The 23,457-nt window shown below is 74.5% G+C and carries 17 protein-coding genes, 1 pseudogene and 1 riboswitch; of the genes and pseudogenes, 5 read left to right on the top strand and 13 right to left on the bottom strand.

Annotated elements, in window-relative coordinates; translation table 11 throughout:
* Positions 1-170 precede the first annotated feature (170 nt).
* On the top strand, positions 171-3,785 hold the full coding sequence (locus O7600_RS26650; RefSeq protein ID WP_281591163.1) for a multicopper oxidase domain-containing protein: 3,615 nt from the start codon (positions 171-173) through the stop codon (positions 3,783-3,785).
* 153 nt (positions 3,786-3,938) lie between these two features.
* On the opposite strand, the gene O7600_RS26645 is transcribed toward O7600_RS26650, so the two are convergent.
* The 7 genes from O7600_RS26645 to O7600_RS26615 all read right to left on the bottom strand — a co-directional run bounded on the left by O7600_RS26645 (position 3,939) and on the right by O7600_RS26615 (position 10,027).
* A complete protein-coding gene (locus O7600_RS26645; RefSeq protein WP_099162043.1) occupies positions 3,939-4,700 on the bottom strand; it encodes a hypothetical protein in 762 nt (253 codons plus the stop codon).
* Between the two features lie 17 nt (positions 4,701-4,717).
* Positions 4,718-5,569 carry a PspA/IM30 family protein gene (locus O7600_RS26640; protein ID WP_281591162.1) on the bottom strand — a complete coding sequence of 284 codons (852 nt, stop codon included), beginning with the start codon at positions 5,567-5,569 and terminating at the stop codon, positions 4,718-4,720.
* A 126-nt stretch (positions 5,570-5,695) separates the two neighbouring features.
* Positions 5,696-6,145 (bottom strand): helix-turn-helix transcriptional regulator, encoded by a 450-nt coding sequence (locus tag O7600_RS26635; RefSeq protein ID WP_091579827.1) that lies wholly within the window; start codon positions 6,143-6,145, stop codon positions 5,696-5,698.
* A 190-nt stretch (positions 6,146-6,335) separates the two neighbouring features.
* Positions 6,336-6,872 (bottom strand): CinA family protein, encoded by a 537-nt coding sequence (locus tag O7600_RS26630; RefSeq protein WP_281591161.1) that lies wholly within the window; start codon positions 6,870-6,872, stop codon positions 6,336-6,338.
* Between the two features lie 50 nt (positions 6,873-6,922).
* On the bottom strand, positions 6,923-7,504 hold the full coding sequence (pgsA, locus tag O7600_RS26625) for a CDP-diacylglycerol--glycerol-3-phosphate 3-phosphatidyltransferase (protein WP_172967830.1): 582 nt from the start codon (positions 7,502-7,504) through the stop codon (positions 6,923-6,925).
* Positions 7,505-7,551: 47 nt separating this feature from the next.
* A complete protein-coding gene (rimO, locus tag O7600_RS26620) occupies positions 7,552-9,054 on the bottom strand; it encodes a 30S ribosomal protein S12 methylthiotransferase RimO (protein ID WP_281591160.1) in 1,503 nt (500 codons plus the stop codon).
* A gap of 49 nt (positions 9,055-9,103) precedes the next feature.
* A complete protein-coding gene (locus tag O7600_RS26615) occupies positions 9,104-10,027 on the bottom strand; it encodes an ornithine cyclodeaminase family protein (RefSeq protein WP_281591159.1) in 924 nt (307 codons plus the stop codon).
* 96 nt (positions 10,028-10,123) lie between these two features.
* Positions 10,124-10,189, top strand: a riboswitch (guanidine-III (ykkC-III) riboswitch).
* Positions 10,190-10,246: 57 nt separating this feature from the next.
* On the opposite strand from O7600_RS26615, the gene O7600_RS26610 reads away from it, so the two are divergent.
* Together O7600_RS26610 and O7600_RS26605 are read left to right on the top strand one after the other, a co-directional pair.
* Positions 10,247-10,561 carry a multidrug efflux SMR transporter gene (locus O7600_RS26610; protein ID WP_281591158.1) on the top strand — a complete coding sequence of 105 codons (315 nt, stop codon included), beginning with the start codon at positions 10,247-10,249 and terminating at the stop codon, positions 10,559-10,561.
* Between the two features lie 85 nt (positions 10,562-10,646).
* A complete protein-coding gene (locus tag O7600_RS26605) occupies positions 10,647-10,889 on the top strand; it encodes a hypothetical protein (protein ID WP_281591157.1) in 243 nt (80 codons plus the stop codon).
* 90 nt (positions 10,890-10,979) lie between these two features.
* Here O7600_RS26605 and O7600_RS26600 read toward each other — a convergent pair.
* Positions 10,980-14,891: pseudogene (locus O7600_RS26600) on the bottom strand (DNA translocase FtsK 4TM domain-containing protein); the annotation flags it as partial.
* A 113-nt stretch (positions 14,892-15,004) separates the two neighbouring features.
* Here O7600_RS26600 and O7600_RS26595 point away from each other — a divergent pair.
* Together O7600_RS26595 and O7600_RS26590 are read left to right on the top strand one after the other, a co-directional pair.
* Complete coding sequence (locus O7600_RS26595; RefSeq protein WP_281591155.1) at positions 15,005-15,484, top strand: YbjN domain-containing protein; 480 nt, start codon at positions 15,005-15,007, stop codon at positions 15,482-15,484.
* Entirely contained in the window at positions 15,481-17,055 is a 1,575-nt protein-coding gene (locus O7600_RS26590; protein ID WP_281591154.1) for a YbjN domain-containing protein, read from the top strand. Before O7600_RS26595 ends, O7600_RS26590 begins: the two co-directional genes overlap by 4 nt.
* A gap of 67 nt (positions 17,056-17,122) precedes the next feature.
* Here the strand turns inward: O7600_RS26590 and O7600_RS26585 are convergent, their stop codons facing one another.
* The 5 genes from O7600_RS26585 to O7600_RS26565 all read right to left on the bottom strand — a co-directional run bounded on the left by O7600_RS26585 (position 17,123) and on the right by O7600_RS26565 (position 23,451).
* On the bottom strand, positions 17,123-18,670 hold the full coding sequence (locus O7600_RS26585) for a S1 family peptidase (protein WP_281591153.1): 1,548 nt from the start codon (positions 18,668-18,670) through the stop codon (positions 17,123-17,125).
* A gap of 174 nt (positions 18,671-18,844) precedes the next feature.
* Positions 18,845-20,533, bottom strand: a complete 1,689-nt coding sequence (locus O7600_RS26580; RefSeq protein WP_281591152.1) for a ribonuclease J — start codon at positions 20,531-20,533, stop codon at positions 18,845-18,847.
* Positions 20,534-20,584: 51 nt separating this feature from the next.
* The gene (dapA, locus tag O7600_RS26575; RefSeq protein WP_281591151.1) at positions 20,585-21,511 is read right to left on the bottom strand and encodes a 4-hydroxy-tetrahydrodipicolinate synthase; all 927 of its coding nucleotides are present in this window, start codon (positions 21,509-21,511) and stop codon (positions 20,585-20,587) included.
* A 52-nt stretch (positions 21,512-21,563) separates the two neighbouring features.
* Positions 21,564-22,301: an FAD-dependent thymidylate synthase gene (gene thyX, locus O7600_RS26570; RefSeq protein WP_091579874.1), complete on the bottom strand. Its 738-nt coding sequence runs from the start codon at positions 22,299-22,301 to the stop codon at positions 21,564-21,566.
* A gap of 649 nt (positions 22,302-22,950) precedes the next feature.
* Positions 22,951-23,451 (bottom strand): DUF2752 domain-containing protein, encoded by a 501-nt coding sequence (locus tag O7600_RS26565; RefSeq protein ID WP_348651388.1) that lies wholly within the window; start codon positions 23,449-23,451, stop codon positions 22,951-22,953.
* Between the last annotated feature and the right edge of the window lie 6 nt (positions 23,452-23,457).

Raw genomic sequence — 23,457 nt, 5'->3', positions numbered from 1 at the left:
CGTGGAACTTCCACGAACCGTCGAAGATCCCCCGAGATACGGACGATTGGGTACTTCCCTCCCGCACCTTCGGCATCGCATGCTGCGGTGGACCGCTCACCGATCGTCAGCAGCGCGTACGCCCGCCACGCCGGGGTGACGGCCGGCGCGCCCCGATCCCGGGGAGAGCCATGGTGCTGTTCCGCAGACTCCGGCCCAGCCGGCCGGACCGGGCCGCCACGGTAGCCGAGGAGACCGCGCCCACCGTCCCGACTACCCGCGCCGCCGAGCCGGAACCGGCCGGACCGGCGCCGGCCAGCCTGGACCCGGCCGCCGTGCCGCGCCTGTTCGGCCCGGTGCCGAACACCGCCGGCAGCCCGCTGCCCACGCTCGACGCCGACGGCCGGCCGGTGCCCGGCACCGGCATCCGCAAGTTCGTCGACCCGCTGCCGGTCCCCGGCCGGCCGGCCACCGCCGGGCTCGGCGCCCGGCTGCCGGTCGCGGTGCCCGACACCATCACCTGGCCGGGCTGCGACTACTACGAGATCGGTCTCCAGGAGTACGCGCAACGCCTGCACCGGGACCTGCCCGCCACCCGCCTGCGCGGCTACCGCCAGCTCAACCTCGGCACCGACGCCACCGGCCACAACACGGTGAGCCCGCCGGACCGGCCGTGGCACCTCGGCCCGATGATCGTGGCCCGACGGGGCCGGCCGGTGCGGATCAAGTTCATCAACCAGCTCCCCACCGGGCGGGCCGGCGAGCTGTTCCTGCCGGTCGACGAGACCGTCGACGGGGCGGGCCCCGGCCCGCTGGACGGTCCCGCGCCCTACCCGCAGAACCGGGCGGTGCCGCACCTGGCCGGCGCGCAGACCGCCTGGATCAGCGCCGGCAACCCGTGGCAGTGGGTGACCCCGGCCGGCGAGATCACCCCGTACCCGGTCGGGGTGGGCGTCCTCCCGGTGCCGGACATGCCGCCCCCGGGCGCCGGTGCCACCACGCTCTACTTCCCGAACGAGCAGAGCGGCCGGCTGATGTGGCTGCACGACAACACGCTCGGCCTGTCCCGGCTCACCGTCTACTCCGGGCAGCTCGCGCTCTATCTGCTCACCGACCCGGCCGAGGAGCGGCTGGTGGACGACGGCGTGCTCCCCGCCGACCAGCTCCCGCTGGTGATCGAGGACAAGACGTTCGTGCCCGACGACGCCCAGCTCGCCGCCCAGGACCCGACCTGGGACCGGGAGCGCTGGGGCGCCAAGGGCAGCCTCTGGCACCCGCACGTCTACCAGCCACGACAGAACCCGTACCGGCTCGGCGGCGGCAACCCCACCGGCCGCTGGGACTACGGGCCGTGGACCCATGACCCGGACGGCGGGGCCAGCCCGTGGGTCGCCCCAGTGCCGAACCCGCACCACGACCCGGTCACCGACCCGGACGAGCCGCCGCTCGTCCCGGGCGTGCCGCACCCGTCGGCCGTGCCGGACGCGTACGGGGACACCCCGCTGGTCAACGGCGTGGCCTACCCGTACCTGGAGGTGGCCCCGCGGGCCTACCGGTTCCGGATCCTCAACGCCTGCGCGGACCGGGCGCTCAACCTCCAGCTATACCGGGCCGCCTCGGACGGGCCGATGTGGACCGACGACGGTACGCCGGCCGACCCCCGCGCCGGGGAGGTGCCGATGGTCGAGGCGGTCCGGGCGCCCGGCCGCCCCGCGTACTGGCCGGTGGACGGACGCGACGGCGGCGTGCCGGACCCCGCGGCGGCCGGGCCGGAGATGATCCAGATCGGCAACGAGGGCGGCCTGCTCCCGGCCCCCGTGGTGCGGCCCAACCGCCCGGTCGGCTACCGGTACGACCGGCAGGACCCGACCGTGCTCAACGTGGACGGGCACACGCTCCTGCTCGCCCCCGGGGAGCGCGCCGACGTGGTGGTCGACTTCTCCACCGTGGTACCGGGCAGCACCCTGATCCTCTACAACGACTGCCCGGCGCCGCTGCCCCGGTTCGACCCCCGCTACGACCACCACACCGGCGCGCCGGACCACGCCGCCGCCGGCGGCCTGCCCCCGGCCCGTCCCGGCTACGGCCCGAACACCCGTACCCTGCTCCAGATCCGGGTGACCGGCGACCCGGCCGAGCGGTACGACGTGCGCCGGCTCGCCGCGCGGCTACCCGGCGCGTACGCGCGGAGCCAGCCGCCGCCGATCGTGCCGCAACCGGCGTACGACGCGGCGTGGGGCACCCGGACCGCCCGGCCGACGCTGGTCCCGGCGCGCGCCGACACCGTCACGTTCACCCCGACGGGCGCGTCCGCGCCGGTCACGCTGCCGCTGGCGGTCAAGTCGGTCGGGCAGGTGTTCGAGCCCCGGCACGGTCGGGCGGTCGGGCGGCTGGGGGTCGGCCACCCGGTCGCCGGGCCGCTCACCCCCGCCACGCTGCCGCTCGGCCCGGTCGACCCGGCCACCGAGGTGCTCCACGTGACCGACCCGGCCGTGCCGGTGGGCGCGTCGGCCGACGGCACCCAACTGTGGCGGATCGTCGGCGACGCCGAGCGCACCCACCCGGTGCACGTCGAGGGCTGCGACATGCAGCTGGTCAACCGGGTCGGCTGGGACGGCACCGTCCGCCCACCGGACCCGGGCGAACTGGGCTGGAAGGACACCGTCCGGGTCGACCCGCACGAGGACGTGGTGGTGGCGCTGCGCCCCGTCGTGCCCGCCCTGCCGTTCACGGTCGGCGACAGCGTACGGCTGCTCGACCCGACCCGGCCGGCCGGCGCGCGGCTCGACGCCAGCCCGGTCAGCCCGGTCGACGGCAGGCCCGCGGTGGTGGTCAACCAGCTGGTCAACCTGGGTTGGGAGTATCGCTGGCAGACCCGCTCGGCGGGGCTGCGCGACCAGGGCATGAGCCGTCCCCTGGTGCTGCGCGTGGCGCCGACGGCACCGACCGGGCTGACCGCGACCCCGGCGCCCGGCTCGGCCACGGCGCTGCCCGCCATCGCGCTGGCCTGGACCGGCAACGGCAGTCGCCCGCCGGCCACCAGCCACCGGTTGCAACGCGCCACCGACAGCGCCTTCACGGCCGGGCTGACCGAGATCACCGTGGCCGCCGCCGCGACCCGCTACACCGACGCCACCGTCACCCCCGGCGTCTCCTACCACTACCGCATCCGCGCCGAGAACGCGGTGAGCTGCTCGGCCTGGTCGAACAGCGTGCCGGCCACGGTCCGACTGGCCGCCCCGGAGCGGCTGGCCGCGGTCGTGCCGCCGGCCGCGCCGCTGCGGGTGGCGCTGCGCTGGACGAACCGCTCGTTCGCCACCGGGGTGGACGTGCAGCGGGCCACCAACCCGACGTTCACCAGCGGACCGGGCACCACCGCCATCGCCGTCGGCGAGGCCCATCTGGACCCGGCGGTCGCCCCGGACACCACGTACTACTACCGGGTCCGCACCACCTACCTGGGCGCGGCGTCACCCTGGTCCACCGTGGCGGCGGTGACTACGCCGCCCCGGCCCGCCACGCCCACCACGGTGGCCGCCACCGCCGGCGCGCCCGCCCCGGACACCGCCACGGTCACCCTGACCTGGGCGGCGGAGAGCGTGGCCGGACCGGGGGCCGGGTTCGTGGTGCAGCGGGCGACCGACCCCGCCTTCACCCGGGAGCCGGCCACGTTCAGCGTCACCGCCCGCGGCTTCACCAACACCGGCCTGGCCCGAGGCGTCACCTACCACTACCGGGTACGCGCGACGAACGTCGTCGGCACCTCCCCCTGGACCCCGCCGATCCAGATCACCACCCCCACCTGACCCCCACACCCCGGCCGCCCGGCCACACCCGTCCGGGCCTGGCCCTGCTGATGAAGTCGGCATCGGTCGATCATGAGGTTGGCGGCGGAATCCGAGATCAACATCGCCGCCAACTTCATGGTCAACGAGGAATGGCCGACCGGGGCGGGAGCGTCAGGGGGTGCGCAGGGGGGTGCGGAGTTCGGCGAGGGCGGAGGCCACGCCGTGCAGGAGGTCGGTGGCCTCGGTGAGGCGGGCGGCGGCCGGGTGCTCGGTGTTCGGTCGGGCGTCCTCGGCCACGTAACCGGCGGCGGCCACCACCAGCCGCTCGTAGGCGGCCACCCCGTCCTGCAACTGGGTGACCAGCGTGGCGTGCACCTCGGCGAGCGGGCCGCGCGGAGCCATGGTCAGCGCGCGTTCCACCCCGGCGACCCGGGTCGCCAGCTCCCGCAGGGACCGGTCGGCCTCGGCCGCCTCCCGGACCGCCGGCTCGGCCAGCCCGGTCATCCGACCGGTCAGCCCGGCCAGGGTGAGCGCGGCCCGATCGAGGCGGGCCCACGGCTCGGCCGCGGCGGTGCCGCGCAGCGCGAGGCGGGAGCGGACGCGGCGTACCTCGGCCAGGACGCCCGGCCCGACGGGCAGCCGCTCCACGGCGGCGACCAGCCGGGCGCGGGAGCGGGCGGCGGCCTCGGCCGGGTCGAGGGCGGGGGGCGGCGGCACGGCGGCGAGGGCCCGGTGGTCGACCCAGCGCCAGGCGGCCACCGCGATCGCGCTGCCGGCCGCGCCGGCCCAGGCCGCGTCCGGCAGACCCAGCCCGGCGTACGGGGTGAGCACCGCGGCGGCGCCGCCGAGCCCTCCGGCCAGGACGCTCCACCGGCGCGCCGAGCCTCGCAGTTTGCGCAGTCGGCGGAAGTGTCGCGCCCGCTCGTCCACCATGGGTCCCTCCCCGTCCGTCAGCCGGTGGTGCTCTCCCCGGTGCTCCGGTCCCGGCTCATGCTGGCCCGGATCTCGTCCAGCCGGGCGGCGGCCGCCGGGTCGGTCGGCTGCCCCACGGCGGGGCGCTCCTGCTGACCGCCGAGCTGCTCGCCGGCCATGCTCGACCGGATCTGCTCCAGTCTCGCCGATCCGGCCGAGTCGAGCGTCGCCTTCTGGATCTCCAGCATCCGGCCCTCGACCGAGTTGCCGGCCAGCTCGGCCCGGCCCATGGCGGTGGCGTAGCGGCGCTCGATCCGGTCGCGCACCTCGTCCAGCGACGGGGTGCTGGCGGGCGCGGTGAGCGACGACATCGACTCCAGCGACTTGGCGACGCTCTCCTGCATCTTGGCCTGCTCCAGCTGGCTGAGCAGCTTGGTGCGCTCGGCCAGCTTCTGCTGGAGGATCATCGAGTTGTTCTCGACCGCCTTGCGGGCCTGTGCGGCCGCGCCGAGCGCCTGGTCGTGCAGCGTCTTGAGGTCCTCCAGCGCCTGCTCGCCGGAGACGAGCTGAGTGGCGAGCAGTTGGGCGGACTGTTCGTAGCGCCCGGCCTCGGTCTCGTCGCCCCGGCCCCGGGCCTGGTCGGCCAGCGCGAGCGCCTGCCGGGCGTTGCCCTGGAGCTGCTCCACCTCGGTCATCTGCCGGGACAGCTTCATCTCCAGCTGGCGCTGGTTGCCGATCACCGCCGCCGCCTGCTGGACCAGCGCCTGGTGCTGCCGCTGGGCCTCCTCGACGGCCTGCTGGATCTGCACCTTCGGATCGGCGTGCTCGTCGATCTTCGCGCCGAAGAGCGCCATCAGGTATTTCCAACCCTTGACGAACGGGTTAGCCATCTCCGCCTCGTCCCCTCAGTAGCGTCGCGCCTACATCGTCCCAGCCGGACGCCACCACGGCACCCGTACGCTCCTGATCAACATTACGACGCGGGCGCCACCGGCGCCCACGGCGCGACGGCGGGGTCAGGCGGCGCAGACCACGTCCCGCTCGGCGGGGCGGACCCGGGTGCTGCGCAGCGTCGCCTTGAGCGGCGAGTCCTGGCGGACCTGGACGGCCACCGAGCCGTCGGAGGTGACCTGGCGGACCCCCCGGTTGGTCGCCTTGCGCACCGCGGCGGCGGCCACCGGCGTCGGCTCGACCGGCTCGTCGACCACCGGCACCAGCACTCCGGGCATCTGCTCGGCCAGTGCGACCGTGTCGCTGACCTCGCGCAGCAGCTCCGACAGGCGGGCGCCGAGCGCGTCGCAGATGGCGGCCAGCAGCTCGCTGGAGGGCTCCTTCTGGCCGCGCTCGATCTCGGAGAGGTAACCGAGGCTGACGTTGGCGGCGGACGAGACCTCGCGGAGGGTGCGGTGCTGCCCCTGCCGGCGTGCCCGCAGCGCGTCACCGATCACCCGGCGTAGCAGGACCATCGCACCTCCCCCTGAACGGGAACCACCTTCCCCGACCGACCGCGTCGCGCCCGGGGCGGCGGACCGCCCGGGGCGCCGACGTCGTCCGTCGGAGCCTTCCCGCAACCGTACCCGTTGACCGCCACGACGACATCCCACCCCGCCTGTCCAATCCCGTCCGGCGAGGGGCCGGCGCATCCGGGCGGGGCGGTCATCGCCGGCCGGCGCCGGCCGGGTCGACGTCGGTGGCGACCTGGATCCGCTCGGCGAGCAGGCGCAGCGCCTCGATCACCGCGGCCGAGCGGATGTGGTCGCGGCCACCGTCGAGGTCGAGCCGGCGTACCTCGGTGCCGGCGGGGCCGGCGACCGCCACGTAGACCAGGCCGACCGGCTTGTCGCCCTGGGGTTCCGGCCCGGCGACGCCGGTGGTGGCCAGCCCCCAGACCGCGCCGCAGCGCCGCCGCCCGCCCTCGGCGAGGGCGGCGGCCACGTCCGGGTCGACCGGCCCGCGCGCGGCCAGCAGATCCTCGGGTACGCCGGCCAGCGTCGCCTTGAGCTCGGTGGCGTAGACCACCAGGCCGCCCCGGTAGATCGAGCTGACGCCGGCGATCTCCACGATCGCGGCGGCGAGCAGGCCGCCGGTCAGCGACTCGACGGTGGCCAGCGTCTCGCCGCACTCGTGCAGGCGGTGCACGACGGCGGCCGCCGGGCTGCCGGCGGGCCGCTGGTGTCTCGCGTCGGTGTCCATGACGGCCCCTTCTTCCCGCCCGGCGCCGGCTTAGTCGTCGGCCGTCCGGATCAACGGGTGGGACGCCGCAGCCGCAACGCCTGGGCGATGTAGTCGAACCCGGTGACCACGGTGACGACGACGGCGGCGCCCATGATCCACGGGCCGACCGGGGCCAGCGCGTCCGGCATCGGCCAGAGGTACCAGGTGATCGCGAGGATCTGCAGCGCCGTCTTGATCTTCCCGCCCCGGCTGGCCGCGATCACCCCGTGCCGGATCACCCAGAAGCGCAGCGCGGTGATGCCCAGCTCCCGGGCCAGGATCACCACGGTCACCCACCAGGGCAGCCGGTCGTACCAGGAGAGCAGCACCAGCGCGGCGCCGGTGAGCGCCTTGTCGGCGATCGGGTCGGCGACCTTGCCCAGCGAGGTGACCAGCTGGAACCGGCGGGCGATCCACCCGTCGACCAGGTCGGTCGCGGAGGCCACCACGAAGATCAGGCAGGCCACCGTCCGCCAGCCGGCGTGGGTCATCCCGGACGCGACCACGGTGGCCGCGAAGACCGGCACCAGCACCAGCCGCGCGCCGGTCAGCAGGTTCGCCGCGTTGAGCAGCGGCACGGGTGCCGCCACCGTCGACTCCGCCCCGGTCATGTCCGGCACCGCCCCCCGTGGCTTCCCCGCTCCGTCCGGGCCCGCCGTCACCGTGCCGCGCCGGGCGCCGCCGAGATCATCTCATCCGGCACGGCGACGAGGTCGACGCCCTCGGTCGCGGTCACCGTGGCCCGCACCAGGTCGCCCGGGCGCAGCGCGGTCAGGTCGACGCCGCCGCCGTCCGGCGCGACCAGGGTGGTCGAGCCGTCGACCTCGGGCGCCTGGTGCGCGGCCCGTCCCTCCACCACGCCGTCGGCGACCGAGTCCACCAGCACCTCCACCGTCGAGCCGAGCCGCTCCTCGGCCCGCTGCGAGCACAGCTCGTCGGCGAGCGCGCTGAGCCGGTCGTAGCGCCGCTTGACCGTGGCCGCGGAGACCTTGCCGGGCAGGCCGGCGGCCTCGGTGCCGTCCTCGTCGCTGTAGTCGAACATGCCGATCGCGTCCAGCCGCGCCTCGGTCAGGAACCGGACCAGCTCCGCCACGTCCTGCTTCGTCTCGCCGGGGAAGCCGACGATGAAGTTGCTCCGCGCGCCCGCCTCCGGGGCCAGCGCGCGGGCGGAGGCCAGCAGCTCCAGGAACCGGTCGGTGGAGCCGAACCGGCGCATCCGGCGCAGCACCGGCTCGCTGGAGTGCTGGAACGACAGGTCGAAGTAGGCGGCCACGCCGGGCGTGGTGGCGATCACCTCGACCAGGCCGGGCCGGGTCTCGGCGGGCTGGAGGTAGCTGGCCCGGACCCGGACGATCCCGTCGATCGCGGCGAGCTGCGGCAGCAGCTTCTCCAGCGCGCGCGGGTCGCCCAGGTCCTTGCCGTAGGAGGTGGAGTTCTCGCTCACCAGCACCAGCTCGCGGACGCCGGTCTTGGCCAGCCACTCGGCCTCGGCGAGCAGCTCGTCGGGGGTACGCGAGACGAACGCCCCCCGGAACGCCGGGATGGCACAGAACGCGCAGCGCCGGTCGCAGCCGCTGGCCAGCTTCAGCGAGGCCACCGGGCCGGTGTCGAGCCGGTGCCGCAGCACCTGGCGCAGGTGCGCCGGGGTGTGCGCGTCGGTCTCCGGGGCGACCCGGGTCGGGGTGCCGTGCCCGGGCAGCGACACCGCCGCCTCGCGGCGCTTGACCGGGGTGAGCGGAAGCAGCTCGCGCCGGTCGCGCGGGGTGTGCGCGTCGATCGCCTGCCCGGCCACCACCGCGTCGAGCCGGGCCGCGATGTCCGGGTAGTCGTCGAAGCTCAGCACCGCCTGCGCCTCGGGCAGGCTGTCGGCAAGCTCACGGCCGTACCGCTCGGCCATGCAGCCGGCGGCGACCACCTTGGCGCCGGTGTCGGCGGCGGCCAGCAGCGTCTGGATGGAGTCCTGCTTGGCCTTCTCCACGAAGCCGCAGGTGTTCACCACCACCACGTCGGCGCCCTCGCCGTCGGTGGTCACCTGCCACCCGTCGGCGTGCAGCCGGGCGGCCAACTCCTCCGAGTCGACCTCGTTGCGGGCGCAGCCCAGGGTCAGCAGGGCGACCCGGCGCCCGTCGGATTGCGGGGAGGAGGAGGTGGCAGACACCATCCGAGGGTACCGGGCCGGTTCCGGACCGCCACGCCACCCGCCCGGGCGGTCAACGGGTCGGGACGGCCACCCGGGCCAGGCGGTCCAGGAGGAACACCTCGGTGCCGGCCAGGCCGGTGGAGCAGAACACCGAGATCTGGTCCGCGCCGGTCCGGCCGGGGACCGCGCCGGCCAGCACCGCGCCCAGGTCGCGCAGCCGGCCGGCGTACGGCTCGACCGCGGCGAGCATCGGCGGCGCGTACGCGGCGGCCTGCCCGGGCGAGTCGGTGACCAGCAGGTCGGCGGCGTCGAGCAGGTCCGGGCCGAACTCGTGCCGGTCGACCTGCTTGAAGCCGACGGCGTTGACGTGCGTGCCCGGGGCGAGGTCGGCGGCGGCCAGCACCGGGGTGGTGCTGGTGGTGGCGAGCACCACGAGATCCCGGTCACGCACCGCGGCGGCGGCCGAGTCGGCGGCCCGGGCCGGCACGCCCAGCTCGGCGCGGACCCGGGCGGCGAACGCCTCCCGCCGGGCGGCCGAGCGGCTGTGCACGGTCACCTCGCGCAGCGGCCGGACCGCCGCGGCGGCCCACACCTGGGTCCACGCCTGGCGGCCGGAACCCACCACGCCGAGCGTGGCGGCGTCCGCGCGGGCCAGCGCGTCCACGGCCACGCCGCCCAGCCCTCCGGTACGCCGGGAGCCCAGCTCCTCGCCGACGGCGATGGCGCGCACCGCGCCGGTGGTGGCGTCGTGCAGCACGACGAGCTGCCCGCTCTCCGGGTGCCCGAACGTGTCGTAGGAGCGGAAGCCGTACCACTCGCCGGTGAGGTGGCCGGCGGTGAGCACCATCCGGCCCCCGCCCAGCGGCGCGGACGCCCGGGGCGGGGCGATCAGCCGGCCGGCGTACGCGGCCAGCAGCGCGTCCCGCATGGCGGCCACGGTGAGCGGGGCGTCCACGGCCGCCGCGACGTCCTCGTCGGAGAAGAGCACGGTCATGGGAGCCATCCTGCAACCTGAAGTTCGCCTGAACTCCAGCGATGGTGGGCTTTCTCACCCCGCCTCCGGTTCCGCCCGGCCGGTGCTAGCGTCGGCCACGACGGCCCGTGGACCGTCCCGGACGAGTGGTGGGCGTACCCGGTCAGGCCAAGACGCCCCGCGTGAACCGACCGCCGCCCGGCCGACCGCGCCGGGCCCGCCCGTCAGAGGTGAATCGTCATGGCCTGGATCGTGTTGGTGCTCTCCGGACTGCTGGAGACCGCGTGGGCGGTCGCCCTGGACCGCAGCGCCGGCTTCACCCGTCCGCTCCCCTCCGCCGTCTTCGCCGTCACGCTGGTCGGCAGCATGGCCGGCCTGGCGTACGCGCTGCGCGACATCCCGGTCGGCACCGGCTACGCGGTGTGGGTCGGCATCGGCGCGGTGGGCACCGCGCTCGTCGGCATGCTCGCGCTCGGCGAGCCGGCCAACCTGCCCCGGATCGCCTGCCTGCTGCTGGTGGTGGCCGGCGTGGTCGGACTGAAGCTGTTCCACTGATCGATGGGTGATCCGGTTTGGACGGCGGTGGCGGCGGGGTAGGTGATCCCCAGCTCACCGAGAGAGATCACCCACGGAGGACACCATGGCCGACATCCACGCCACCGCCCGCCCGCGCAGCAACGCCGCCCGCATCTGCACCATCATCGCGTTCGTCTTCGCGGCGCTCGCGATCTTCCTGTCTCCGCTCATCTTCGGTCTGCTCGGGGTGATCCTCGGGGTCGTCGGCGCGGTGCTGGGCGACAAGCCGCTGGGCTGGTACGCCGCTGCCGCGAGCGTGGTCGGCGCGGTGATCGGCATCGCGATCAACGCCGCGCTCCTCAGCTGACGCGCCACCGCCGACGGCGGCTCCCACCCGACGGTGGGGGTCGCCGTCGCTGCGTCCTGCCCGTCACTCCTCGCCGCCGCGCAGGCCGGCCAGGACCTCCTCCAGCTCGTCCGGCTTGACCAGCACGTCGCGGGCCTTGGAGCCCTCGGACGGGCCGACCACGCCCCGGGTCTCCATGAGGTCCATCAGCCGGCCCGCCTTGGCGAAGCCGACCCGCAGCTTGCGCTGGAGCATCGAGGTCGAGCCGAACTGCGAGGTGACCACCAGCTCGACCGCCTGCACCAGCAGGTCGAGGTCGTCGCCGATGTCCTCGTCGATCTTCTTCTTGCTGTCCTGCGCCGGCGCCAGCACGTCCGGGCGGAACTCCGGCTCCCGCTGGTCCTTGCAGAACTTGACCACGTCGGCGATCTCGCGCTCGGTCACCCAGGCGCCCTGGATCCGCACCGGCTTCGACGCGCCCATCGGCAGGAACAGGCCGTCACCCCGGCCGAGCAGCTTCTCCGCGCCCGGCTGGTCCAGGATGACCCGGGAGTCGGCCAGCGAGGACGTGGCGAACGCCAGCCGGGACGGCACGTTCGCCTTGATCAGACCGGTGACCACGTCCACCGAGGGCCGCTGGGTGGCCAGCACCAGGTGGATGCCGGCGGCTCGGGCCAGCTGGGTGATCCGGACGACCGAGTCCTCCACGTCGCGGGGCGCGACCATCATCAGGTCGGCCAGCTCGTCCACGATCACCAGCAGGTACGGGTAGGGGCGCATCTCCCGCTCGCTGCCCGGCGGGGCCTTGATCTCGCCGTTGCGCACCTTGCGGTTGAAGTCGTCGATGTGCCGGACCCCGTTGGCGGCGAGGTCGTCGTAGCGCATGTCCATCTCGCGCACGACCCACTCCAGCGAGTCGGCCGCCTTCTTCGGGTTGGTCACGATCGGCGTGACCAGGTGCGGGACGCCCTCGTAGCTGGTCAGTTCCACTCGCTTCGGATCCACCAGCAGAAGGCGCACCTCGTCGGGAGTCGCCCGGGTGAGGATGGACACCAGGAGTGAGTTGAGCAGGCTGGAGTTGTGGGTCGGAACCAGAGTCCTACCGGCCAGGAACAGGTGGCTGGGGCTGTCCACCTCGATACAGCGCACCGCGACCGAGGGCACCGGCCGTACGTCGACGATGTATCGCCTCGTCGTGCTGGGACGGTTCTGGGTCACCTGCCGGCTGGCCTTACGGGTAAGCCGGAAAACCTTGTCCCGCGGTGTGAAGCGAATCCGGTAACAGGTCGATGTCGCCGGGGTCCGGCCGTTCACGGGCCTGGTCGTCATGGTCGCCTGGTAGCCCAGTCCCAGAATCAGCTCGAGCGCGTCATGTGCAAGCCGTTCGGATGTCAGAGCGAGTTCCACCCCTCCGCGCTTCGACACCGTGCCGTCGGTGTCCAGGAGTCCAGCCAGCAGCGCCCGCCTCTGACTCTCGGATGCACGCTGATACGCGAGGGGAATGTGCTTCTCGCCGATCTCCCGGAACAAGGCTCGCAACGTGCGGTACGGCTTGGTCGGCGCGGCGCGCTCTGGGCCGGGTGGAGTCTCGTCGCCGGACAACCCCGCCTTGCGGGCACGGTAGACGGCGGTGTTCGAGACCCCGGCCTGGCGAGCAGCCTGTGGTCCGCTCACACCCCGCTCGACCAGACGCAGTGCCTCCATGATCCGACGCTTACGTTCCTGCCGGTTGGAGATGGTGTAGTGAAGCTCGCTGGCAGCTTGCTTGAGGACCTCGTAGCCCTCCAGCCTGATCCCGTCGAGGATCTCTTCGTCCGCACTCGTGATGCTGGCGGATCCGGTGGTCCCGTCCCCCAACCAGCAGCCCAGCGTGTACGGCGCGATGGGTAGTTCCTTTTCAGGACAGACCAATGGCCGGGCAACGTCAACGGCATGGTTCACCCACTCACTGCGAGGCCCGACGCGCAGACTCTCCGCAATCTGGCGCGTCGTTACCGGTGCCACGTCGTGGATATGACGCCTGGCGGTACGACCGGGCGCGAGAACCTGCCGAGAGAGCGCCTCATACACCTCATGGCGGGAGTAGGTATCGACCCAACGAGTGAGGAGACGACCACCGCGCTCATAAGGGCGTCGCGCCAGTTGCGCCTCGGTCGGTATCGGGCGCAGCACCTGGTAGAGGACGTTCCGGAACTGGTCGCCGAGGTCCGAGACCACCTCGCCGCTGGACGCCGGCCGGTCCGGCTCGCTCAGCACCTCATCAACCCGGCGTGCCACCAGTTTGCGGTCGTCCTCTGCCCAGTAGCTGCCGTCCTTCCACCGATGCTTGCGCTGGGTACGGCCAGCCCTCGTCGTCGTGCGCCACTGGTGCTCCGCGTCCGCCACTATGACGGTTCCGTCGGAGAACTCCACCTCGTAGCACGGCCGCCCGTGCATGACCGGCGTCGCCGCAACCACGCTGCAGGGTCGGCCCAGGTCGTCGAACACCTGGTCGCCCACGCGCAGGTCTGCCATCGTCGACCAGCCCGTGGGGGTGGCGATCGGAGTGTCAAGGGCCAGGGCCTTGCCGGCCCCGGTTGCGCCCGCCACCAGGATGTGCGGCATCTTCGCCAGGTTGGCGACGACGTATCCGCCCTCGATGTCCTTGCCGAGCCCAACCACCATCGGGTGGTGGTCGCTGGTCGCGGCCCGCGAGCGCAGCACGTCGCCGAGCGACACGTTCTCCGGGTCGGTGTTCGGGATCTCCACGCCGACCGCGCTCTTGCCCGGGATCGGGCTGAGGATCCGCACGTCCGGCGACTTCACCGCGTACGCGATGTTGCGGGACAGCTGGGTGATCCGCTCGACCTTGACGCCCGGGCCCAGCTCGACCTCGTAGCGGGTGACGGTCGGGCCCCGGGTGAAGCCGGTGACCGCGGCGTCCACGTCGAACTGCTCGAACACGCCGGTCAGCGCGGCGATCACCTCGTCGTTGGCCTTGCTCCGGGTCTTCGGCGCGGCGCCGCTGCCGAGCATGTTGGCCGGCGGCAGCGTGTAGTCGCCGGCCAGCCCGGTGAGCGCGAGCTGCTCGGCGCGGGTGGGCAGCGGCGAGTGCTCCGGCGGCTCCACCGGCTTGCGGTTCGCCGGCACCTTCATCTTGCGCGGCAGCACGATGGTGTCCTGCAGGTCCACGCCGGCCAGCTCGTCGTCCGGGTCCAGCGGGTCCGTCGGCGGCGGGAGCCGCTTCGCCGGCCGCCTGCGGGCCGGCTTCGCCGGCGCCTCGACCTCGGCCTCGGCCTCCTCCTCGACGGCGGGCGCGTCCGGGTCGGCGCGCAGCCCCAGCCGCTCCGGGATCTTGTTGATCGGGGTCGCGGTGACCACCAGCAGGCCGAACACCAGCAGCAGGAGCAGCAGCGGCATCGCCACCCAGGCGGTCACCGCCGACTTCAGCAGGTCACCCACGCCGGCGCCGAGCAGGCCGCCGGCGAAGTCGCGCTGCACCTCGTCCACCGGGTTCTGACCGATGTGCAGCATCGCGGCGGTGGCCAGCAGCATCGAACCCCAGCCGACCAGCCCACGGCCGCGGTGCTCGGGGTCGGCGGGCGTGCGCATCAGCCGCCACGCGCCGACCATGAACAGCACCGGCAGCACGATGGAGATGGCCCCGACGAAGAGACGCACGGTGTCGGCCAGGTGCCGGCCGACCGGCCCGGCGCCACCGCCCCAGATGCCCACCGCGCTGAGGATGGCCAGGCCGAACAGGAGCAGGCCGGCGCCGTCGCGGCGGTGCTCCGGGTCCAGGTCCCGGGTGGACGCGGCCTGCCGGCCGGCCGCCCGGAAGCCCCAGCCGACCGTGTGCGCCAGCCCCATCCACACCGCGTTCACGGCGCGGCCGACGAACGCGGCCGGGCTCGGCCCGGACGCCGGGCGCCGGCGTACGGGCTTGCGCGCCGTCTTCTTCGCCGGTTGGCGCGCACGGTTGTTCGTGGTGCCACGCGGCGACGCGCCGCGCCGCCGGCTCGCCTGAGAGGTACGGCCCGCCATAGAGTCACGGTAACGGCGGTACCCGGCGGAACGCCGCTTTTCCGGGTCGTGTCCGCGCGTCGCAGCACGGATCGGACCGTCGTTTGTGTTATTCGCCTCAGAAGGGATGCCCGATGGCGTCGCCGGAGATCGAGGACGGTCCGGACGGTCCCCTGGCCGGACACCCGCAGGCGTTGCGGCCGTTGACCGGCGAGCTGATCGCCGCCGTGCTGACCCACCGGGGGTACGCGGTGGCCGAGGAGCCCGACGGCGCGCTGGTCGGTCGCTGGGAGCGGGCCCTGATCTGGTTCCACCGCCGGGGCGAGGCCGGTGAGCTGCTCCAGGTCCGCACCGTGGCCGCGCACCGGTTCGGCATCGAGCGGGTGCCCGACCTGCACGCGTTCTGCAACACCTGGAACCACGACCGGCTGTGGCCCAAGGCGTACGCGCACGTCGCCGACGACGGGTCGGCCCAGGTCTGCGGCGAGGTCACCACCGACCTGGAACGCGGGGTCACCCCGCACCAGCTCGACCGGCTCGTCGAGTGCGGCGTCACCACCGGCTGCCAGCTCGCCGACGCCGTCGCCGCGCTGCCCGGCGGGTCGGTCCGGTGACGACCGCCCGCGACCGGGGGCTGACCGCCGCGCTCGCCGACGCCCGAGACCGGCCCGACGGTGAGGAACGCTGCGCCGAGCTGGAGCGGATCGCCGCCCGGGCCGACGCCACCGGCGACCCGCGTACCGCGCTGTCGGCCCGGTTCGCGCTGGTCGAGGCGTACCTGCACCTGGGCGAGCGGTGGCGGACGGTGGAGCCGGTGCGCCGCATGCGGGCCACGCTGGCCCGGCACCCCGGGCTGCTCGACGCCCGAGCGGACGAGACGACCCGGCTGCGCCGGCACCAGCGGCAGGCGGTGGAGGCGCTCTTCGGTACCCCCCGGGTCGGCCTGGACCAGGCCCGGTCGCTGTTGGACAGGCTCGCCGCCGAGGTGGGTGAGGACGCGGAGGCGGTCGCCGAGCTGCGCTGCCGGCTCGCCGACCACCTCGGCGACGAGCCGGCCGCCCGGCGCGCCTACGCACGCTGGTCGGCCGGCGACGGCGCGGACCCGGTGGGTGGCTGCCCCGGCTGCGCCCCGGCCCGGCGGGCCGAGCTGCTGGCCGGTTGGGGCGAGCCGGACGCGGCTCTCGCGGCGCTGGGGCCGGCCTTCGCGCCGGACTGCACCGACCAGCCCGAACGGGGTCTCGTCGCGGGCCTGTTGCCGTGGCTGCGCACCGGCGCGCAGGTGCGGGCGGGCCGGGCGCACGTGCGCGCCTACCGTCGGCACCGGCGGGAGCGGGCCGCGTTCCCGCTGCTCGCCACGCACCTGCGGTTCTGTGCGCTCGGCGGGCACCTGCACCGGGGACTGGAGGTGCTGGCCGAGCAGCTGCCCCGGCTGGACCGGCCCGCGGACGACCTCTCCGCGATGGAGTTCGCGGCGGCCGGCGCGCTGCTGTGCGGGCTGGCCGCCGAGGCCGGCCTCGGCGGGCGGCGGATCCACCGCCCCGGGCACGGTTCCCGACCGGCCGCCGAGGTGGACGTGGCGACGTTGGGCGGGCAGCTCCAGGCGTTGGCCACCGCGTTGGCCGGCAGCTTCGACGCCCGCAACGGCACCGGTCACCAGTCCGGCCGGATCGCCTCCTGGCTGGCGGAGCGTCCGCTCGCCGCGCCGGTGCCGCTGCCCGCCGAGAGCGAGTTCGACGAGGACCCGGAGACCGACCCGGCCGAGCCCGCGCCGCCCGGGCCGGAGGAGCCGGCCCCGCTGGACGCGGCGCTGCTCACCGGCGCGCTCGACGCGCGGGGCGAGCCGTACACGGTGGAACCGGACGGCGCGCTGGCCGGACGCTGGGGCGAGGCGACGATCCAGTTCCGCCGGCTCGGCGAGGTGCTGCACGCCCGCGTGGTGGCGGCCCGCCGGCTGCCGGCCGAGCGCCGGGCCGAGGCGTACGCGTTCTGCAACGCCTGGAACCACGACCGGCTGCTGCCCGCCGCCTACGTGCACGAGCCCGGCGACGGGACGCTGGTGCTGGCCGCCGGCGTCTCCACCGACCTGTCCTGCGGCGTGGCCCCGGCCCAGCTCGCCGTGCTGGTGGCCGCCACGATCCGCACCGGCGCCGCGTACGCCGACGCGGTCGCCGCGCTGCGCCCCTGACGCGGCGCGACCCCCGACCACCGGGCGGTGGTGGTCGGGGGTCGCGGTCCCGGGGCCGACGGCAGCGTCAGCGGGCGGAGAACGCCAGGGTGTACGCGCCGGAGCCGGACAACCCGACGACCCGGTAGCGGTAGGCGCCGGCCGGGGTGTCGGCGGTCAGCCGGACGATCCCGTCCGCGCCGTCCGCGCGGGCCACGGTGCGGAACGCGCCGCCGGTGAAGCGTTGCAGCTCCAACACCACCCGGGCGCCGTCCGGCGCGGCCACGCAGGCCTCCTGCGCGCCACCGGCCACCCGGAAGAAGCGGCCGTCCGGCTGCACCTGGGCGCGCCCGGCGGCGATCCGGCCGGTCCGGCTCACCTGGCCGGTGCACTCGGCGTCGGCGGCCGGCGGCGCGGGCGGCGTGCTGACCGGCGGCGCGGTCTGCCCGCCCCCGGCCGGCGGCTCGGCGGGCGCCTGCTGGCCGCCGGCGGTGACCAGGGTCAGGTTGTTGCGCTGGAGGATCTCGTTGACCGGCTGGAAGAACGTGACGCCGCCCCGGGTGCAGTCGCCGGAGCCTCCGGACGTGACGCCCTGCGCCTGGTCGCCGGAGAGCCACGCGCCCCCGGAATCGCCCGGTTCGGCGCAGACGTTCGTCCGGGTCAGCCCGGTGACCGTCCCCTCCGGATAGTTGACCGTGGCGTTCTTGGCCTGGACCACGCCGCAGCGGGTGCCGGTGGTGGAGCCGGACCGGCAGATCGAGGCGCCGACCGGGGCCTCGGTGGAACCGTTCACCGCCACCGTGCCGCCGTTGAAGTCGTTCACCACGCCCTGCGGGGTCCAGTCGCCGTTGACCTCGACCACGGCCCAGTCGTCACCCGGGAACGAGGAGGCCGCGAACGTGCCCTGGGCCACCCGGTTCGACCCGGTGGTGCGGTCCCCCGGCCGGCCGCAGTGCCCGGCGGTGACGAAGCCGCCGACCACCGAGAACCCGACCGAGCAGCGGCCGGCGTTGTTGATGAAGAACGCGTCGCCGCCCCGCACGTCGAACAACGGTCGGGGGGCCTCGTCGGCGGTCCGCACCCGGACCGTGCCGCCGTCCGCCCCGCCGGCGGCGGCGAGCCGGCGACCGGCCGCCTCCGCGCCCGGTCGGGCGACCACCACGACGGAGTTGCTGGCCACGTCGACGTACCAGCCGGCGATGTCCGGGCCGGCGTCCGCGCCGGCCGCGTCGAGGCGGGTCTTCACCGCGTCCAGCTCGGCGACGCCACGCGCCACCCGCTTCGGCACCGCGCCGGCCGCCGTCACCCGCGCCTCGGCGGCCGGGTCGGCCACCGCCACGGTGAGCGTGGCGCCGTCGGCGCTGAGCCAGCTGCCGCCGTAGTCGGCGCCGAGTTCGGTGCGCAGCCGGGTGACCGTGCCGGCCGCCCAGCGTTCGGTGCGCAGCCGGCGTACCGCCTGGTCGCGGGTGAGCGAGAGGTCGCGGCCCAGCGCGTCCAGGACCTCCGGGGCCACGCCGTCGGCGGCCGGGGCGGCCCGCCGGGGTCCCTCGCCGGCGAACGACGGCAGGGTCACCGCCGCCGTCAACCCGGCCGCCGCCACCAGTACGCCGATGGCTGTCATCCGTCTGCGGTCCATCCGCCACGCTCCTCCCGACCGGCGCAGGGGCACGCCGGCCGACCGGGAGTACGGAGACGGACGCCGATCGGTTGAGCCGGGGCAAGCGGTTTCGACGCAGCGTGTCGGGGCGTACCCGGAAAGCGACGACGCCGGCCCACCGCGGACGGTGGGCCGGCGCTCGGGCGCGGTCGGTCAGACCTCGACGACGGTCGGGACGATCATCGGTCGGCGCCGGTACGCGTCGTTGACCCAGCGGCCCACCGTGCGGCGGACGATCTGCTGGAGCTGGTGCGGGTCGGTGATGCCGTCCGCGGCGGCCCGGTTCAGCGCCTCGGTGACCAGCGGGATCACCGGGTTGAACGCGGCCGGGTCCTCGGAGAAGCCCTTCGCCGAGACGGTCGGCCCGGCGACCACCTTGCCGGTGACCGAGTCGACCACCACGGTGGTGGCGATGAAGCCGCCGTCGCCGAGGATGCGCCGCTCGGTCAGCAACGACTCGCTGACGTCGCCCACGGCGAGGCCGTCGACGTAGACGTACCGGCTCTTCACCCGCCCGACCAGGCTGGCCCGGCCCTCGACCAGGTCGACCACGTCGCCGTCCTCGCAGAGCACGACCCGGTCCGGCGCGACACCGGACTCGATGCCGAGCCGGGCGTGCGCGCGCAGGTGCCGCCACTCGCCGTGCACGGGCATCAGGTTGCTCGGACGGACGACGTTGAGCAGGTAGAGCAGCTCGCCGGCCGGGGCGTGGCCGGAGACGTGCACCTTGGCCACGTCCTTGTGCACCACCACGGCGCCGGCCCGGGCCAGCCGGTTGATCACCCGGTAGACCGAGGTCTCGTTGCCCGGCACCAGCGAGGAGGCCAGCACCACGGTGTCGCCGGGCGCGATGGTGATGTGCCGGTGGTCGCCGCTGGCCATCCGGCCCAGCGCGCTCATCGGCTCACCCTGCGAGCCGGTGGACATGAGCACGATCTGCTCCGGCGGCAGGTTGGTGGCCTCCTCGATGCCGACCACCAGGCCGGCCGGGATGTTGAGCAGGCCCAGGTCGCGGGCGATGCCCATGTTGCGGACCATGGACCGGCCGATCAGCGCGACCTTGCGGCCGTGCTCGACGGCCGAGTCGAAGACCTGCTGCACCCGGTGCACGTGCGAGGCGAACGAGGCGACGATGATCCGTCCCTTGGCCTTCGCGAAGATCGAGTCGAGCACCGGCCCGATCTCCCGCTCCGGCGTGACGAACCCGGGGATCTCCGCGTTCGTCGAGTCGGAGAGCAGCAGGTCGACGCCCTCGGCGCCGAGCCGGGCGAAACCGGCCAGGTCGGTGATCCGCCCGTCCAGCGGGAGCTGGTCCATCTTGAAGTCGCCGGTGTGCAGCACCAGGCCGGCCGGGGTGCGGATGGCCACCGCCAGCGCGTCCGGGATCGAGTGGTTCACCGCGAAGAACTCGCACTCGAACGGGCCCAGCCGTTCCCGGCCGCCCTCCCGCACGGTCAGCGTGTACGGCTGGATCCGCCGCTCGGCCAGCTTCGCCTCGACCAGCGCGAGGGTGAACTGGGAACCCACCAGCGGGATGTCCGGCTTGTGGGCGAGCAGGTACGGCACCGCGCCGATGTGGTCCTCGTGGCCGTGCGTGAGCACGATCGCCTGCACGTCGGCCAGCCGGTCCAGGATCGGCCCGAAGTCGGGCAGGATCAGGTCCACGCCGGGCTGCTCGACGTCGGGGAAGAGCACCCCGCAGTCGACGATGAGCAGCTTGCCGTCGTACTCGAAGACGGTCATGTTCCGGCCGATGGCGCCGAGTCCGCCGAGCGGGATGATCCGCAGGCCGCCCTCCGGCAGCGGCGGGGGCAGCTCACCCTCGATGTGCGCCTCGGTCACGCGTCACCTCATTCTGCGACGCCGCCGCGCGGCGTCCGTCGTGTCGTTGATTCATTCGGGCAGGGGCAGGCCCGCCGCGGCGCAGTCGGCGCGCAGCTGGGCCAGTTCGTCGCCGGTGGCCTCGACCAGCGGCGGTCGTACCGGACCGGACGGCAGACCCTGGGCCGCCAGTCCGGCCTTCACCAGGATGGTGCCCTGGGTGCGGAAGATGCCGGTGTAGAGCGGCAGGAGCCGCCGGTGCAGGGCGAGCGCCCCGGCCGCGTCGCCGGCCTCGAACGCCTCGATCATCTGCTTCGTACCCACCCCGGTGAAGTGGGTGGAGGTGCCGACCACGCCGACCGCGCCGATCGACAGCATCGGCAGGGTGAGCGCGTCCTCGCCGCTGTAGAACGCGAGGTCGCTGCGGGCCAGCACCCAGGAGGTGGCGGTGAGGTCGCCCTTGGCGTCCTTGACCGCCACGATCCGGCCGTGCTCGGACAGCTTCACCAGCGTGTCGGTGGCGATCGCGACGCCGGAGCGGTGCGGGATGTCGTAGAGCATGACCGGCAGGCCGGTGGCGTCCGCGACGGTGGTGAAGTGGTGCAGCAGCCCGGCCTGCGGCGGCTTGTTGTAGTAGGGCGTGACCACGAGCAGGCCGTGCGCGCCGGCCTTCTCGGCCTGCGCCGCCAGCTCGATGGTGTGCCGGGTGTCGTTGGTGCCCACCCCGGCGACGATGCGGGCCCGGTCACCGACCGCCTCGACGACCGCGCGGATCAGCGTCTCCTTCTCCGCGTCGGTCGTGGTCGGGGACTCGCCCGTGGTGCCGTTGAGCACCAGCGCGTCGTTGCCCTGCTCGTCGACGAGGTAGCGGGCCAGCCGGGCGGCGCCGTCGAGGTCGAGCGCCCCGTCCGGGGTGAACGGGGTCACCATGGCCGTGATCACTCGCCCGAACGGGCGCGACGGGCCCCGCTCCGGGGCGGCAGGGTGGTCGTGCGTCATGTTCACAACCTAGCGGACGACCACCGGTGGCCCGGCGGCGAAGGGCGACGACTCACTCGGCGTGCGGCGACGCCGCCACCTCGGTGCCGTCCGGCAGCGTGGAGATCACGAAGTCGGCGAAGACGTTCGGCGCGACGCCCTGGAGCTGCCGCAGGCACTCGACCGCCAGCTCGCGGATCTCCACGTCGGCGTGCTCGGTGGCGCGCATCTTGACGAAGTGCCGCCAGGCCCGGTAGTTGCCGGTCACCACGATCCGGGTCTCGGTCGCGTTCGGCAGCACCGCCCGGGCCGCCTGGCGGGCCTGCTTACGGCGCAGCGTCGGGTTGGGCTCGTCGGTGAAGCGGGCCTCCAGCCCCTCCAGCAACTCGGTGTACGCCCGCACCGCCGCCTCGGACGCCTCGACGAACTTCTTGTGCAGCTCGGGGTCGTCGGCGATCACCGCCGGCTCGACCATCGCCGCGTCCCGCTCGGGGACGTAGCGCTGGGAGAGCTGCGAGTAGGAGAAGTGCCGGTGCCGGATCAGCTCGTGGGTGAACGAGCGGGAGACGCCGCTGAAGTAGAAGCTCACCGAGCCGTGCTCCAGCACGCTCAGGTGGCCGACGTCCAGGATGTGCGCCAGGTAGCCGGCGTTCGTCGCGGTGGCCGGGTTCGGCTTCTTCCAGCTCTGGTAGCAGGCCCGGCCGGCGAACTCGGCGAGCGCCTGACCGCCGTCGGCGTCGGTCGACCACGGCACGTCGTCCGGCGCCTGGAACTGGGTCCACGCGATCAGCTTGACCTGGGGCTGCACCATCTCCGGCATGCCGAGGACTGTAGTTGCCCCCGGCCCGGCGGGGGAAATCGGCCACGCGGTCGACCAGGAGGCACTCCGCCCACGCGTGTCCAAGGTCTCGCGCGGCGTCCCGCCCGGGCCGGACTCCCTCGGCAGAGTGCCTTTCGAGCTGAGTCGTCGGTGATATCGCCGGCCCGCCCCCTTTACGCGCCGTCGGCCTGTCCGGACCGTTGTCTCCACCGCTCCGCCGGGCCCGGCGCCGCTCCCTCCCCGGAAGGTCGGCGCCGGACGACAACGCCGACGCCGGTACGACGAAGCACGACGGAGGAACGGCCGACCACGGCATCGGCACCGCGACGCGCGACGTCGGGAACGGCCCGGCGCAACGCCGGCACGGCCCGGCGCAACGCCGGCGCGGCGTCGGCGTCGGCATCGGCATCGGCATCGGCGATATCACCAACGACTCAGCTCGAAAGGCACTCCGGAGCCAGCATCGCTGTCATCCCAGCACCGCCGTCACCCCCAGCACCGCCGCCGCCAACCTAGCCGCCGCCGCCCCAGCCACCGCCGCCGCCCCAGCCACTGCCCCAACCACCGCCGCCGCCCCGGGCGCGCCCGGCGGCCCAGGTGGCTCGGCGGCACCGCGCGAGCCGGCCGCGCGGGCGAGCCGTCAGACGTAGAGCGAGGGGAACGGCGCCCAGGGCAGGTTGCGGACCACCGAGAAGACCGCCCAGGCGGCCAGGAAACCACCGATCACCTTCGGGCTGAACCGTGGCTCGGGCAGCCGCCACCCGAACGCCCGGTTGCCGGCCCAGGCGGCGAAGAGCCAGGCCAGGAACGGCAGCGCGAAGACGAAGAGGAAGTGGTGCCGGGCGGCGGCCGGCAGGTCGCCGTGCAGCACGTACCAGAGGGCGCGGGTGCCGCCGCAACCCGGGCAGTCCAGCCCGGTGGTGAGCTTGAGCAGGCAGGTCGGCCGGGCGTCCGGGTCGCTCTGGGTCGGGTCGCTGATCAGCGCGTATGCCATGCCGAGGCCGACGCAACCCAGCGCCGCCAGCGGCACCGCCCAGCGCGGGGCGCGAGCGTGCAGGCGCAGCACCATCCGGGTGAACCGGTCGGGCTCGACCGGCGGATAGGGATGGTGCGGGTGCGTCTCCGGGTGCGGGTCGGGCACGGTGGC

The sequence above is a fragment of the Micromonospora sp. WMMA1998 genome, from assembly GCF_027497375.1.
GTDB classification, from domain to species: Bacteria; Actinomycetota; Actinomycetes; order Mycobacteriales; family Micromonosporaceae; genus Micromonospora; species Micromonospora sediminicola.
The sequence above is the reverse complement of the archived record's forward strand: the minus strand, read 5'-3'. Positions and strand labels throughout refer to the sequence as shown.